General features: G+C 36.1%; 14 protein-coding genes. 1 reads left to right on the top strand and 13 read right to left on the bottom strand.

Translation table 11 applies throughout. The features are described 5' to 3' along the window. Positions 1 to 110: 110 nt before the first annotated feature. From ACFOY7_RS16170 to smc, 6 genes are all read right to left on the bottom strand, one after another. Positions 111 to 338: a KH domain-containing protein gene (locus tag ACFOY7_RS16170; RefSeq protein WP_390253420.1), complete on the bottom strand. Its 228-nt coding sequence runs from the start codon at positions 336 to 338 to the stop codon at positions 111 to 113. 20 nt (positions 339 to 358) lie between these two features. After that, positions 359 to 625, bottom strand: a complete 267-nt coding sequence (gene rpsP, locus ACFOY7_RS16175) for a 30S ribosomal protein S16 (RefSeq protein WP_390253422.1) — start codon at positions 623 to 625, stop codon at positions 359 to 361. Positions 626 to 920: 295 nt separating this feature from the next. Further along, positions 921 to 2,282, bottom strand: a complete 1,362-nt coding sequence (ffh, locus tag ACFOY7_RS16180; RefSeq protein ID WP_390253424.1) for a signal recognition particle protein — start codon at positions 2,280 to 2,282, stop codon at positions 921 to 923. 12 nt (positions 2,283 to 2,294) lie between these two features. After that, positions 2,295 to 2,651: a putative DNA-binding protein gene (locus ACFOY7_RS16185; RefSeq protein ID WP_390253425.1), complete on the bottom strand. Its 357-nt coding sequence runs from the start codon at positions 2,649 to 2,651 to the stop codon at positions 2,295 to 2,297. A 75-nt stretch (positions 2,652 to 2,726) separates the two neighbouring features. Continuing rightward, positions 2,727 to 3,725: a signal recognition particle-docking protein FtsY gene (ftsY, locus tag ACFOY7_RS16190; RefSeq protein ID WP_390253427.1), complete on the bottom strand. Its 999-nt coding sequence runs from the start codon at positions 3,723 to 3,725 to the stop codon at positions 2,727 to 2,729. A 17-nt stretch (positions 3,726 to 3,742) separates the two neighbouring features. After that, the gene (gene smc, locus ACFOY7_RS16195) at positions 3,743 to 7,309 is read right to left on the bottom strand and encodes a chromosome segregation protein SMC (RefSeq protein ID WP_390253429.1); all 3,567 of its coding nucleotides are present in this window, start codon (positions 7,307 to 7,309) and stop codon (positions 3,743 to 3,745) included. A gap of 350 nt (positions 7,310 to 7,659) precedes the next feature. Here smc and ACFOY7_RS16200 point away from each other — a divergent pair, with 350 nt between their 5' ends. After that, positions 7,660 to 7,884: a DUF1128 family protein gene (locus ACFOY7_RS16200; RefSeq protein WP_390253431.1), complete on the top strand. Its 225-nt coding sequence runs from the start codon at positions 7,660 to 7,662 to the stop codon at positions 7,882 to 7,884. Positions 7,885 to 7,956: 72 nt separating this feature from the next. On the opposite strand, the gene rnc is transcribed toward ACFOY7_RS16200, so the two are convergent. From rnc to recG, 7 genes are all read right to left on the bottom strand, one after another. Further along, entirely contained in the window at positions 7,957 to 8,646 is a 690-nt protein-coding gene (gene rnc / locus ACFOY7_RS16205) for a ribonuclease III (RefSeq protein WP_390253433.1), read from the bottom strand. Positions 8,647 to 8,738: 92 nt separating this feature from the next. Further along, the gene (locus ACFOY7_RS16210) at positions 8,739 to 8,972 is read right to left on the bottom strand and encodes an acyl carrier protein (protein WP_390253435.1); all 234 of its coding nucleotides are present in this window, start codon (positions 8,970 to 8,972) and stop codon (positions 8,739 to 8,741) included. A gap of 44 nt (positions 8,973 to 9,016) precedes the next feature. After that, entirely contained in the window at positions 9,017 to 9,757 is a 741-nt protein-coding gene (gene fabG, locus ACFOY7_RS16215) for a 3-oxoacyl-[acyl-carrier-protein] reductase (RefSeq protein ID WP_390253437.1), read from the bottom strand. Continuing rightward, positions 9,757 to 10,704 carry an ACP S-malonyltransferase gene (gene fabD / locus ACFOY7_RS16220; RefSeq protein ID WP_390253438.1) on the bottom strand — a complete coding sequence of 316 codons (948 nt, stop codon included), beginning with the start codon at positions 10,702 to 10,704 and terminating at the stop codon, positions 9,757 to 9,759. The genes fabG and fabD overlap by 1 nt, the downstream gene beginning before the upstream one ends. Positions 10,705 to 10,706: 2 nt before the next feature. Next, positions 10,707 to 11,714, bottom strand: coding sequence for a phosphate acyltransferase PlsX (gene plsX / locus ACFOY7_RS16225; RefSeq protein ID WP_390253440.1), 1,008 nt, complete (start codon positions 11,712 to 11,714; stop codon positions 10,707 to 10,709). After that, complete coding sequence (gene fapR, locus ACFOY7_RS16230; RefSeq protein WP_390253442.1) at positions 11,698 to 12,288, bottom strand: transcription factor FapR; 591 nt, start codon at positions 12,286 to 12,288, stop codon at positions 11,698 to 11,700. The genes plsX and fapR overlap by 17 nt, the downstream gene beginning before the upstream one ends. A gap of 90 nt (positions 12,289 to 12,378) precedes the next feature. Continuing rightward, entirely contained in the window at positions 12,379 to 14,412 is a 2,034-nt protein-coding gene (gene recG / locus ACFOY7_RS16235; RefSeq protein WP_390253444.1) for an ATP-dependent DNA helicase RecG, read from the bottom strand. Positions 14,413 to 14,417: the final 5 nt, after the last annotated feature.

The raw sequence follows: 14,417 nt of genomic DNA on the forward strand, positions 1-14,417 counted from the left end.
CTGGTCGCAGATAAAAAGGCATTTACTAATGGATCGATGATGAAAGGAAGGAGAACACTTTGAAATTTGCTGATATGTAGAAAAAAGAGAAGGTTTCCCTTCTCTTTTTTCTACATGATATCCAAATAAACTTTTTTATTTGTTTTCATTCCCGCAGCATAAACAACTGTTCGAATTGATTTCGCAATTCGTCCATTTTTTCCGATCACTTTCCCAACATCGTCTGGATGAACTTCAAGATGATAAACGATCTTATTCGGTTCATCTTTCTCAGTCACGACAATTAACTCAGGATGATCGACTAATGGTTCAATAATTGTTTGTATTAAGGATTTCATGAAATCACACTACTTTATTATTAGTTTTTTGATTCGTGAAATTGTTTCATGATGCCTTCTTTTGAGAATAAGTTACGTACCGTATCACTAGGTTTTGCACCTTTTGTCATCCAATCAAGTGCTTTTTCTGTATCAATTTTCACTTCAACCGGATTAACTACCGGGTTATATGTTCCAACTTGTTCGATAATACGTCCATCACGTGGTGAACGAGAATCTGCAACAACGATACGATAGAAAGGATTTCTTTTAGAACCCATACGTTTTAGGCGAATTTTTACTGCCATTGTTTACACCTCCAAATTAATGTTTCACACAAGATAGAATTGTATCAGATTTAATTATGTCTGTAAAGTGTTTTTACATTACATATATAAAAATTCTTTAAAAACCCGAGTAAGCACCGGCTTGAGCTTTGAAAATAAGAAGGATGTTCATCATCAAGTGGTTGTCATTAACTCACTAAAAAGAAAGTTTCCCGCTGGGGAAAAACAGCCGGTTTCACCCAAAGGGCACAAGTGCGGGGGCCTCAGCACTTGGTAGAATTCCAATATTTATTGGTAAACAAGAACAAGTTTTTCTTTACATGAAAGGAAAGTTAAATCCTTTGCCCTTTTTCCCTTTCTTTCCTTTTTTTCCTTGTTGCATGTTCGTCATTTGTTTCATCATTTTTTTCATTTCATCAAATTGTTTTATTAATCTATTTACATCAGAAACCGAACGACCGGAACCTTTTGCGATCCGTTTTCTTCTGCTCGCATTAATAATACTCGGGTCTTGTCTTTCTTTAGCTGTCATTGATTGAATGACTGCCTCTACATGGGAGATTTGTTTTTCATCAATCTCAACATTCTTTAGACCCTTCATTTTGTTTGCACCTGGGATCATATCTAACAACTCATCAAGTGGGCCCATCTTACGAACTTGCCCCATCTGCTCAAGGAAATCGTCAAACGTAAAGGAAGCTGAACGCATCTTATCTTCTAATTCCTTTGCACGCTTCTCATCAACATTCTCTTGTGCCTTTTCAATTAATGACAGTACATCTCCCATCCCTAATATACGGGAAGCCATTCGTTCTGGATGAAAGACTTCTAACTGATCAAGTTTTTCCCCCATCCCTGCAAACTTAATTGGTTTATCCGTAACTGCTTTAATAGATAGGGCAGCACCCCCACGAGTGTCGCCATCTAATTTCGTTAGTATCACACCAGATACATCTAACTGTTCGTTAAAGCTTTCAGCAACATTAACTGCATCTTGCCCTGTCATCGCATCAACAACTAAAAATATTTCATCAGGATTTACATTATTTTTAATTTGGATTAATTCTTCCATTAAATCTCCATCAATATGCAAGCGACCCGCTGTATCAATCAGCACATAATCTAAATGCTCTTCTTTCGCTTTCACCATTGCTTGGTTAGCGATATCTACAGGACTAGTATCCGTTCCTGCTGAATAGACAGGCATATTTAGTTGCTTTCCTAATGTCTCTAGTTGGTCAATCGCTGCAGGTCGATAAATATCTGCAGCAACAAGCATCGGCTTACGATTATATTTCTTTCTTAATAAGTTAGCAAGCTTTCCTGTAGTTGTTGTTTTACCTGCACCTTGAAGTCCGACCATCATAATTACTGTAGGCGGTCTGTCAGCGACAGCAATCTTACTCTCATCACCGCCCATTAACCCGGAGAGCTCTTCCTTTACGATTTTAATAACTTGCTGACCAGGTGTTAAGCTTTCCATCACTTCTTCGCCAACTGCACGTTCTTTTACCTTTTTAATAAAGTCCTTCACAACTTTAAAGTTAACGTCAGCCTCTAAAAGTGCTAAACGTACTTCTCTTGTCATTTCTTTCACATCTTGCTCTGTTACTTTACCTTTTCCTTTAATTTTCTGTATCGTATTTTGCAGGCGGTCGGCTAAACCTTCGAATGCCATATGATACGCCCCCTATTCCATTTCCATAATTTGATCAATAATTGCTGTTACTTGTTCGTATTTTTGCTCGCTTAATAATTCTTTCGATTGCTTTAACAGGTTCTGTCGTTCCTGAAACTTTTGGTACAAACCTAACTTTTTTTCATAATCTTCTAGCATTTGCTCTGTGCGCCGGATATTATCATATATTGCTTGTCTTGACACATTAAATGATTCTGAAATCTCCCCTAAGGATAGATCTTCTAAATAATACATTTCCATATAGTTTCTCTGCTTATCTGTTAATAGAGCCTGATAAAAATCATATAGAAAATTAATTCTTGTCGTTTTTTCTAACATACAAGGACTCCTCGTTAAATGAATTTCCATTCTTCATCAAACTTTTAAAATATGATAGTACAATAAAGTCTAAGCTTTTCATTTCGACACTGTCAAGTATTAATCCTATTCATCATCCAGCATATCTGCAAACAAACCATACACGAATGCTTGTGGATCGAAATTTTGCAAATCAGTAACTTTTTCCCCTAAACCAACTAGTTTAACAGGAATCCCTAACTCATTCCGAATAGCTAAAACGATCCCGCCTTTAGCTGTTCCATCAAGTTTTGTTAACACAATTCCTGATACATCGGTTGCTTCAGAAAAAGTTTTTGCTTGGCTTAATGCATTTTGCCCTGTAGTTGCATCGAGAACCAATAACACTTCATGAGGCGCATTAGGAATTTCACGTTCAATTACCCGTTTCACTTTGGAAAGCTCGTTCATTAAATTCACTTTATTTTGCAATCTGCCTGCCGTATCACACAATAATACGTCGGCTTGACGAGATTTTGCTGCTTGGATTCCATCATAAATAACAGCAGCAGGGTCACTTCCTTCACTATGTTTAATTACATCAACATCGACTCTTTTGCCCCATTCACTTAATTGCTCGATAGCACCAGCACGGAAAGTATCACCAGCTGTTAGCAAGACTTTTTTTCCTTCAGATTTCAATTGATGAGCTAATTTCCCAATCGTCGTTGTTTTCCCGACACCATTTACACCAACAAATAAAATGACCGTGAGCTCATCAGCTTGCATATTCAATCCAACTGCTGCTTCTTCTTTCCCGTCTTCTCCATAATAAATGTCGACTAATTTTTCTGAGATAACAGACTTAACCTCTTTCGAATCATTAATGTTTCGGCGTTTCACTTCCATTTTTAATTCATCAATTAAATCCAGTACTGTAGAAACACCAACGTCTGCACCAATTAACACTTCTTCTAAATCTTCAAAAAAGTCCTCATCTACTTTTCTGTACCTTGCTACAAGATCGTTTATCTTTTCAGAAAAACTCTTTCTCGTTTTACTTAGACCGTCTTTATATTTATCTGATACCTCTTCATTATTTTGATTGGATTGGAATTTTTCTTTTAATTTATTCAAAAAACTCATGATTCGACCTCCATTATCTATGCTTCTAATAGTTCCGGTGTTTCTTCTAGTTTAACTGAAACTAATCTGGAAACACCTGATTCTTGCATTGTCACACCATACAGAACATCTGCTTCTTCCATTGTACCTTTTCGATGGGTAATGACAATAAATTGTGTTTCTGAACTATAATGTTTTAAGTATTGGGCAAACCTTGTTACATTCGCTTCATCTAGCGCCGCTTCCACCTCATCCAGAACACAGAATGGTACTGGCCTTACACGTAAAATAGCGAACAACAATGCAATTGCCGTTAAAGCTCTCTCACCACCTGACAACAAGCCCAATTGCTGCAGTTTCTTACCGGGCGGCTGTGCAATAATATCTACACCTGTTGTTAGCAGATGAGAAGGATCTGTTAAGCGAAGTTCTGCTTTCCCACCACCAAATAACTTTTTGAAAACCTGGTGAAACTCTTCCTTAATTTGTGCAAAGGTTGATTCAAAACGCTTCGTCATCTCTTCATCCATCTCTGCGATAATATCATACAATGTCCTTTTTGCTTCAACTAAGTCTGCTTGCTGTTTCGTTAAAAAATCATGTCTTTCTTTAATTCTATCATACTCATCAATTGCGCCGAGATTGATTGTACCTAGTTCTTCAATCGATCGTTTGATTAATTTAACTTTTTCCTTAGCTTCGTTCAGGTCATCAGGCTTTTGGTAATTATTCCGCGCTCTTTCAAACGTCATCTGATACTCATTTTCAAGAACCTCTAACCTTTGATCTAAATCACTTTCCAGACGGGCCTTATTGATCTCCAATCCTTGAATCTGTTTAGATAACTGATGACCTTCTTCAGTTAATTTCTTTACCGCAATGTCCATTGATTCGATCATCTGGTTTAATACAGATCTTTGCTCTCTTTCCTTCTGTAATTGTTCTTGAATTTCACTCTTTTCCCGCTTCATCTTTACCACTTGTTCTTCAATCTCTTCTTCTGTTTGCTCAGAGCTTTTTAACTTCTCCAACTGAATTAATTGTTGATCTGTCTCATTATGTTCTGTTACTACGTTTGTTAATTCTTGCGTTAAACTAGCTACCTTATCTTTTTGGTTAGTAATTTGAGCATTTAATTCTGCATCTTTCACTTGAAGGGTTTGACGTTTGCTTTTCAATCGCTCTTCTTTCTCTTCATAACTAGCATGCTCTTTTGTTAAATATTGGATTTTTTTATCAATTGTTGTTAACTCTTCCTGTATTCTTTTTAAAACCTCTTCATTATTGCTAGCTTGTGTTTTTAACTCGACTTCATCTTTTTCTTGCTGCAGTTTATCTTGATCATAAATAGAAAGTCTTTGATTCAAATGTTTTAAAGATAACTGAGCCTCTTTCAACAGACCAGCTTCCTTTTGATACTGGTTCTCCAGCTCCTCTAATTCAACATGTTTTCGCTTTTTCCATTCATTAGCCTGCTCGACAACAATTTTCTGTTCCTTTAGTTTTGTTTCGAAATCTTCAATTCTCGCTTGATAGGACTCGCACTTTTCATTTATTGTCTTTAATTCACGTTCCCTTGTAAAGAGTGATTGATTGGTTTTCTTTTTTGCGCCTCCTGACATTGATCCACCAGGGTTAACAATGTCACCATCTAGTGTAACAATACGATAACGCCGGTTCGTCTTTGCTGCGATAATATTGGCATTCTTTAATGTTTTGGCAATAATTACATTGCCTAATAATGCTTTTAAAACATTATCATATTTATGATCATATTGAATTAACTCGGCTGCAATCCCAACATAACCATCGTCCTGACTTATTTGTTGGACTACGTGATTTGGAATAGATTTAGGTTGCATTGTTGAAATAGGTAAAAATGTTGCCCTTCCCTTGTTTGTTTTCTTTAACCATTCAATCGCTTTACGAGCGAAATTTTCATCATCTACTACAATATGCTGGGCTTGTGCACCCAAAGCTGTTTCCATTGAATCAACAAGGGTTTCATCAAATGTAACTAATTCTGGTATCGCTCCATGTATCCCTTTTAGTTGATTGTTTTCTCTAGCCTTTAATATTTCTTTGACTCCAGCATAAAATCCTTGAAAATCTTCCTTTAACTCTTCTAGTAATTCTTTCTTAGACTTAAGATTCTCAAGTACTTGCAACCCTTTATAATATTTTTGCTCCATATCTTGATATAGATTCATTTCTACAATTGCTTTACGATCCTGCTCAGAGGTCTGCTTTTTCAGTTCCGCTAATTTTTCTTTTATTAATTGATAAGAATGTTCTCCAGTTTCAACCAGTTCGGTAAGTTTATCACGTTCTTTTAAAGAATCTTGCCATTTACTTTTTTGCAAGCCTCTTTTTCCATTGATTCGCTCTAACTGCTGTTTAATCGAATTTTGTTCATTACGTTTAGCCGCTTGTTCATTTAGCAATTCTATGTAATCACTTTTCAATGATTCAAGATCTTCTTCTATCGTCAACTTCCCATTTTCGAGGAGTTTTGTCGTTTCAGCTATTTCCTTCGAGTTCTGCTGTTTGCTGTGCTGTAATGACTTCAGTTTATCCTTCTCTGCCTTTTGTAATTCTTCTAACTGTCTCACTTTATTATTCAGCTTATCTAATTGATTTTGAAGGTTTCGCTTATTTTCTTCATAGTGTTGCAATCTTTCATGGAAAATTTTTTTGTTCCCTTCCAAACTCTCAACAGATTGGGTCAACTGCAGTAGCAGTTCTTGCAATGATTGAATATTTTGATCAACCTCTTGCATGCTTGCTTTATTATTACGCAACGATTCATTCTTCACTTCTATTTCATTACACTTAATTTCATGCTCATTCTGGTTTGTTTCTATATTCTCCACAGTTGTTTCATATTGTTGATGGAGCATTTCAATCTCTTTGACCAGTACACCTACTTCATGTTCTGTCAATCTTTCTTTATGATTTAAGAACTCTTTTGCAATAGCTGCTTGTTCTTCTAGTGGACTAAGTTGTCCAGATATTTCATAAATAATATCCTCCACACGGTTCAAATTCTCTTGGGTTTCTGCAAGCTTATATTCCGCTTGCTTCTTACGATTTTTGTATTTTAAAACCCCTGCCGCTTCTTCAAAAATAATTCGGCGATCATCCGATTTGGAACTAAGAATTTCCTCGACCTTCCCTTGACTAATAATGGAGAACGCTTCTCTTCCAAGTCCGGAATCTAAAAACAAGTCCGTAATATCTTTTAATCGGCACTTTTGTTTATTGAGTAAATATTCACTCTCGCCAGAACGGTAAACTCTCCTCGTTACACTAACTTCCTGAAAATCAACAGGGAGTTTCCGATCGGTGTTATCAAGTACTAATGTTACTTCTGCCATATTCAAAGGTCGCCTTGAGTCACTACCTTGGAATATGATATCTTCCATTTTCGAACCACGTAATGATTTAGCAGATTGTTCTCCCAGAACCCATCTGATAGCATCAGTGATATTGCTTTTCCCACTTCCGTTTGGTCCAACAACTGCTGTAACTCCTGGAACAAAGTTAACACGCACCCGATCCGCAAATGATTTAAACCCTAAAGTATCTAATTGTTTTAAGAACATAGTAAAAACTCCTATATATAACTTTCCATTATTTTATTCTTCCATCATCTTCCATTTATAAAGTATCTGAATAGGTGAAGTGCCATTATGAATAGTCACTTTTCACGGAGACAACATCTTCCATTTTAATGAAAGGGAAAATGGTATCGCTGGTTAGCATCAAAGGATAATGCTAACTAATTGAATGCGATAAAATAATTTCCAAAAAAAGTTGATTTTTTTTGATATTTTGGTTGCTTTTCAACTTATTTATTTTATCATAAAGAGAAGGGTGTGAGAAGAAAGAATAAAGCGAGACACCAATTAAGCAGGATTATTACATAATAAACAAACTTTAGGAGTGATTGCAATTGAATTCAGAAAACCAAACACAGGAAAAATTCAATCAAATGATTGAAGAAATGGGGAAAATGTTAAAAGTTGTAAACAGTTCTTTAATGGATCCAAAAGATTATGATTTTGAAAAATATGACGAAATCGAAGAATTATATGATTTATTAAATCATAAAGGAAAACTTACTGTGGCAGAAACGAATGCTTTTATTGATGAATTGAAAAAATATCGAAAACAATAATAAGGGCAAGAGGGACAGGGTGTCCTCTCCCTATTTCTCTTGCCAGATTTCATTATACGAAGGAATTATTTATTATTTCACTTTCAGTTCATCTAATGCTTTTTTAGCAGCACGTTGTTCCGCTTCCTTCTTCGTTCTGCCCAAACCTTTACCTTCGATTCTACCATTGATAGTAACTACAGCAAAAAACTCCCGATCATGAGCTGGACCTTTCTCTTCAACGATCTCATATTCGACAACTCTATTCTTATACTGTTGCACCATCTCTTGCAACTGGCTCTTATAATCCATCGTATGCGAAAAAGCACCGGTAGTAATCTTCGGATAAACGTGTTGTTCTAAAAAGGAAATAACCTGATCATATCCCTGATCTAAATATAATGCACCAATAAATGCTTCGAAAACATCTGCGAGTAATGCAGGCCGGTTTCTCCCACCAGTCATTTCCTCTCCTTTTCCTAGCAGTACATATTGATTAAAATTTAGGTCCTCTGCAAACTTAACAAGCGCTGGTTCACAAACGATCGATGCACGCAATTTAGTTAAATCACCTTCAGCCATTTCTTTGAATTCACGAAACAGATACTGTGAAACTCCTAACTCTAAAACAGCATCACCTAAAAATTCTAATCGTTCATTATCCGATAACTTTTTCTTCCGGTGCTCATTCACATATGATGAATGTGTAAAGGCTTGGCGTAATAATTTTTCATCACGAAAAAAAATGCCCAATTCCTGCTGTAATAAACTAAAATCATTCATTTCCATCACCTACCATTATAAAATAAAACGATTGCAAACATTTACTTGTAAGAGAAGCCTTACTATCTGTAAGGCTTCCTTTTGCACATTCATTAGCTGTTGCTGTCTATGTATTTTACAGCATCACCTACTGTAGCAATTTTTTCAGCATCTTCATCTGCAATTTCCATATCGAACTCATCTTCTAATTCCATTACAAGCTCAACCACATCTAAAGAGTCTGCTTCTAAATCATCCTTAAATGATGCTTCAAGTGTTACTTTATCCTCATCCACATCTAGATGATCTACAACGATTTGTTTTACTTTCTCAAAAGTATCTGACATTTTCCTGTCACCTCCTTTCAAAGTATAGCAGTTTTTTGAAAAAATTACATCACCATTCCACCATCAACTTGGATCGTCTGTCCTGTTACATAGTTGGATTGTTCTGAGGCTAGAAATAATGCAACATTTGCTACATCATCTGCCTTACCAAGTTTTTGTAATGGGATAAGTGCAAGCATTTGCTCTTTTTGTTCATCCGTTAATTGATCTGTCATATCTGTCTCAATAAAACCAGGGGCAATCGCATTTACTAAAATATTTCTCATTGCTAATTCTTTCGCAGTTGTCTTGGTTAACCCTATAACACCTGCTTTTGCGGATACATAATTAGCTTGCCCGGGATTTCCGCTAACACCTACAACGGAAGAAACATTAATTATTCTTCCACTTTTCTGTTTCATCATTTGACGTGTAACTGCTTTTGTACAGAGAAAAACGCCTTTTAGATTGATATTAATTACCTCATCAAAATCTGTTTCACTCATACGCATAATTAAGTTATCACGTGTAATCCCTGCATTATTTACCAATATATCAAGACTGCCAAAGGTTTTCACAACTTCTTTAATCATTTCCTTCACTTCATCTTCTTTGCTTACATTTGCTTTAAACTTTATCGCTTCACCGCCAAGTTCTATGATCTCTTTAACAACTGCCTGAGCTTTTTCTTCATTACCTGAAAAGTTAATAGCAACCTTCGCTCCATTTTTGGCATAATTTATTGCAATTGCTCGGCCGATACCTCGAGAGGCACCTGTTATTAGTGCTACTTTCCCTTTTAGCATTACGATTCCTCCTTTACCCAGTTTATAAATGTTTCTAAAGATTCTGCATTATGTACAGAAAACACAGTTGCACGACGGTTCACTTTTTTCACTAGTCCTGTCAGTACTTTGCCATTACCAATCTCTACAATGGCATCAATATCTTCTTCTAAAATCTGTTCAATAATTTCCTCAAATCTAACCGGCGAATAAAGTTGCTCTACCAATAATCTTTGGACTTCTTCCTTATTAGACACTTTTTCCGCCGTAACATTAGCATATAACGGTATTTTTGCATGATTCCAATCTATCTTAACAACTTCCTGATGGAATTCGTCTGCTGCAGGTTTCATTAAGCTAGAGTGAAACGGCCCGCTAACCGATAATGGCACAACTCGTTTTGCACCCGTATCCTTTAATTGATTGACTGCAAGATCAATTGCCTCTTTCGTTCCGGAAATAACAATCTGGCCAGGACAATTTAAGTTTGCTATTTCTATTGTTTGATCATTTTGCTTACGAATGGTTTCCAGAGCTTTTTCTAATTCTTCTTGCTTCAAACCCAGCACTGCTGCCATTGCACCTTTACCAGCTGGATAGGCATTTTCCATCAGCTTGCCTCTTATATGGACCAGCTGAACGGCCTCAATAAAAGGAATAGCTTCCGACGCTACCAATGCACTATATTCGCCTAAACTATGACCCGCAGTGACAGTGGCATTAATTTGATTTTCCTTTAGCAACTCAGTAATTGCAGCACTCATTAATAGTAATGCTGGTTGAGCATTTTCTGTCTTGGTTAATTCTTCAACAGGTCCTTCAAACATAATAGAAGTCAGATCATAATCTAACACTTCATTAGCTTGCTGAAACATTTGCTTTACTTGATCAAAATGATCATATAAGTCTTTTCCCATACCAACCGCCTGAGAACCCTGACCTGGGAAAATGAATGCTAATTTTTTCAACTTTATTGTTCCTCCCCTTGGTTTGGTAAGTGTTTAACTTCCTCTTCAATTTTACTAACAACATTGTTTTCGACTATTTTGATTGTTTGTTGTATCGCACTAAATATTGCCTGACTATTAGATGATCCATGCGCTTTAATGACAGGTGCTCTTAAGCCAAATAAGGCAGCACCTCCATATTCTGAATAATCCAATTCATCTTTTAAACCGCGGAGTTCATTTTTAGCTAAAACTGCCGCAATCTTTGTTTTGGTATTTGACATAAATTTTTCTTTTAACATTGAAAATAAAGTTAATGCCGTGCCTTCAATTGTTTTTAATGCGATATTTCCACTAAAACCATCTGTTACCACTATATCTGCAACACCTTCAAGCAGGTCCCGTGCTTCAACGTTTCCAATAAAATTAATTGGTGCATTTTCTAATAATTCAAATGCCTTTTTCGTTAAGTCATTCCCTTTCCCGTTTTCTGTTCCGACATTCAGTAAACCTACTCGCGGTTTTGTAATGTGACGGACCTTTTCCATGTAAATGGATCCCATAATACCGTACTGCATCAAATGCTGCGGTTTCGCATCAACATTTGCACCAACATCCAACAATAGAAATCCATTCCCATTTGTTGTTGGCAAAGTTGGACTTAGTGCAGGTCTTTCAATACCTTTGATTCTTCCGATGACGAATAATCCCGCACTCATTAAGGCACCAGTATTCCCGGCAGAAATACAAGCATCTGCTTTCTCCTCTTTTACTTCGTTTGCCATTAATACGAGTGATGCTTTCTTTTTTCGCCTAACAGCTTTAACCGGTTCATCTTCACTCGTAATCTTTTCCTCTGTATGCAGTATCCTGATAGAATTATTTTCACCAGGTAAAAACTCACGAATCTTAGTTTCATCACCAACAAGTGTAATTTCCAGTCCTTCAAATGTTTCCACTGCCTTCAATGAACCAAGCACAATTTCCTTTGGAGCATGATCGCCGCCCATTGCATCAATTGCTATTTTCATTTTCGATCCCTTCCTTTTCATTGGATCTGTACATTTCGAATTCACCTTTAAAAACGACTTCGTTATCCACATTACTGATAACTTCTACAACTGTTCTATTTTTTACTCCACTATCTCTTACAGTTGCTTTTGCTATCACCCGTTCACCTTCGACAACTTGTCTTGTAAACTTAATCATTGCATTGGCAGTTAATGCTAATTCGTCATTTATCACAGCAACTGCTAATGAATTGGCTTGAGCAAATAAATGATGTCCTCTGGCAATTTTATTTCTTGAAAAAACATGTTCTGCCGTAATATCCAAGATCGATATTGCACGATAGTCTAATTCTAAATCAATAATTTCACCAATTACTTCATCAATTGGTAATGCTTTTACTGTTTCATTCCAATTAGATGTCGCTACAGACTTAATTCTTTCTCGTAATTCAGGGATAGCTAACTCCATCCGATCTAAACGAATTGTCTGTATACTAACTTGGAAAATTTGTGCGAGTTTTTCATCTGTTATAAATGGTTGATCATTTATTGTATCTATTAATAATTTCTGTCTTTCTTTTTTTGATCGTTTCACAAAAACACCATCCAATACAAAAGCCTGCCAAAGTTTAAGACTAGGTACTAATAGTAATATATAATACCGGCAGTAATTATGCAAGCAAATCTAATTTAATAAATCGTCTAAAAAAGTAAACTCCCTTTTTATATAATGAAATAGCTTGCTATATTCCTTCTCTTTCCACCTTTGGTTGACAACAAGATCTATTGCATCATTACGAGCGGTTTCTAAGGCTCTGTAATCATGAACTAAATCAGCAATTTTAAACTCAGGGACCCCGCTTTGTTTCACACCAAACACATCACCAGGCCCTCTTAATTCCAGATCTTTTTCTGCAAGGACAAACCCATCTGTAGTTTCTGTCATAATACGCATTCGCTCTTTACCGGTATCCCCTTTAGGATCAGCTACTAATATACAGTAACTTTTCTTTTCCCCTCTACCAACTCTTCCTCTCAACTGGTGCAGTTGAGATAAACCAAATCGGTCAGCATCTTGAATCATCATGATTGTGGCATTAGGAACATTTACTCCAACCTCTACAACAGTAGTTGAGACCAATAGTTGAATTTGATTGGAGGTGAAACCAGCCATTACTTGTTCTTTTTCTTCATTGGATAACCGTCCATGCATTAAGCCAACGTTCACTTTACCTTTTAATACTTCCTGTAACTGCATATATAAATCAATTGCATTTTGTATATCCAATTTATCAGATTCCTCAATTAATGGACAGACGACATAGGCTTGGGAACCACTCTTCAATTCCTTATAGATAAAGGACAGGATTCTGTTTAACATGTTGTGTTTCACCCAATAAGTTTCTATAGGTTTTCGTCCTTTTGGCATCTCATCAATTTTAGAAACATCCATATCCCCAAATGCGGTAATCGATAATGTCCTAGGTATAGGGGTAGCTGTCATGAACAGAATGTCTGCTAATATTCCTTTTTCTTTTAATGTATTACGCTGGTTAACACCAAACCGATGTTGTTCATCAATGATTACATAGCCTAAGTTGGCAAAATGGACATCGTCTTGAATTAATGCATGTGTTCCGATTATGACATCCACTTCTCCAGCAGCAAGGTTTTGTAATACTTCTTTTCTTTTTTTTCCTTTTACAGAACCTGTTAAACGGACCACACGTATTTCTTCTGGGAGAATAGATTTTAACGAATGCTCATGTTGTTCTGCCAGGATTTCTGTAGGTACCATTAATGCTGCCTGCTTTCCGGCAGTTATCGATGCATATAAACTAACAATTGCTACAGCTGTTTTACCAGACCCAACATCCCCCTGCAGTAAGCGGTTCATACGATAGGGTGATTCTAAATCCTGCAGTATTTCTTTAAGACTTTTTAATTGAGCATTCGTCAATGAAAATGGTAATCTATGGATTAATGTATTTACTTTGTCTTTATCATAGTGTTGGGCATTCCCTGTTGTTTCTTCTTTATTTTTTTTCCGCAATAACTGCATTTTTAACTGAAAAACTAATAATTCTTCATAAATAAAACGCCTCTTAGCATGTTTTAATTGAGTAAAGTTGTCAGGAAAATGTATTTGCCTGATAGCATCCCTTCTTGGTGGTAATCTGTAGTCATCAATATATTGTTTTGGTAAAAACTCTTCTATTGTATGTAAAGTTGCATCCAATGCTTGTGAAGTAATTTTAATCAATTGATTATTTTTAATATTTCCTTTTAATGAATAAATTGGAGTAATAGGACTATTATTTTCTATCATTCCTTTTTGGTATTGGTCAATGGTGATTTGCAATCTGTGTTGATCCCACTTACCACTTACTGTAACTGTTTCACCTGGAATAAAATGTTTCTTAGCAAATGCACGGTTAAAAAGTACACCTTTTACTACAGCACCATCTACACGGATGGAGACAGTCAATCTAGATCTTTTTCTATTATAAAATTGTACAATTGGTTCCTGGATAACTTGGCCCGCAATCGTAACCTTTTCCTCATGTACTAGTTCATGAAGTGGTTTTTGCTCATAATGGTCATAACGGTTTGGAAAATAATTTAGTAAACCTTCCAATGTTGTTATTCCCATTTCAGCTAGTTTTTCATACATCTTTGGTCCGATACCTTTTAAATCTTCAATAGATTTCTCCAACATCCGGA

The organism is Gracilibacillus xinjiangensis, from assembly GCF_042651765.1.
GTDB lineage: Bacteria > Bacillota > Bacilli > Bacillales > Amphibacillaceae > Gracilibacillus > Gracilibacillus xinjiangensis.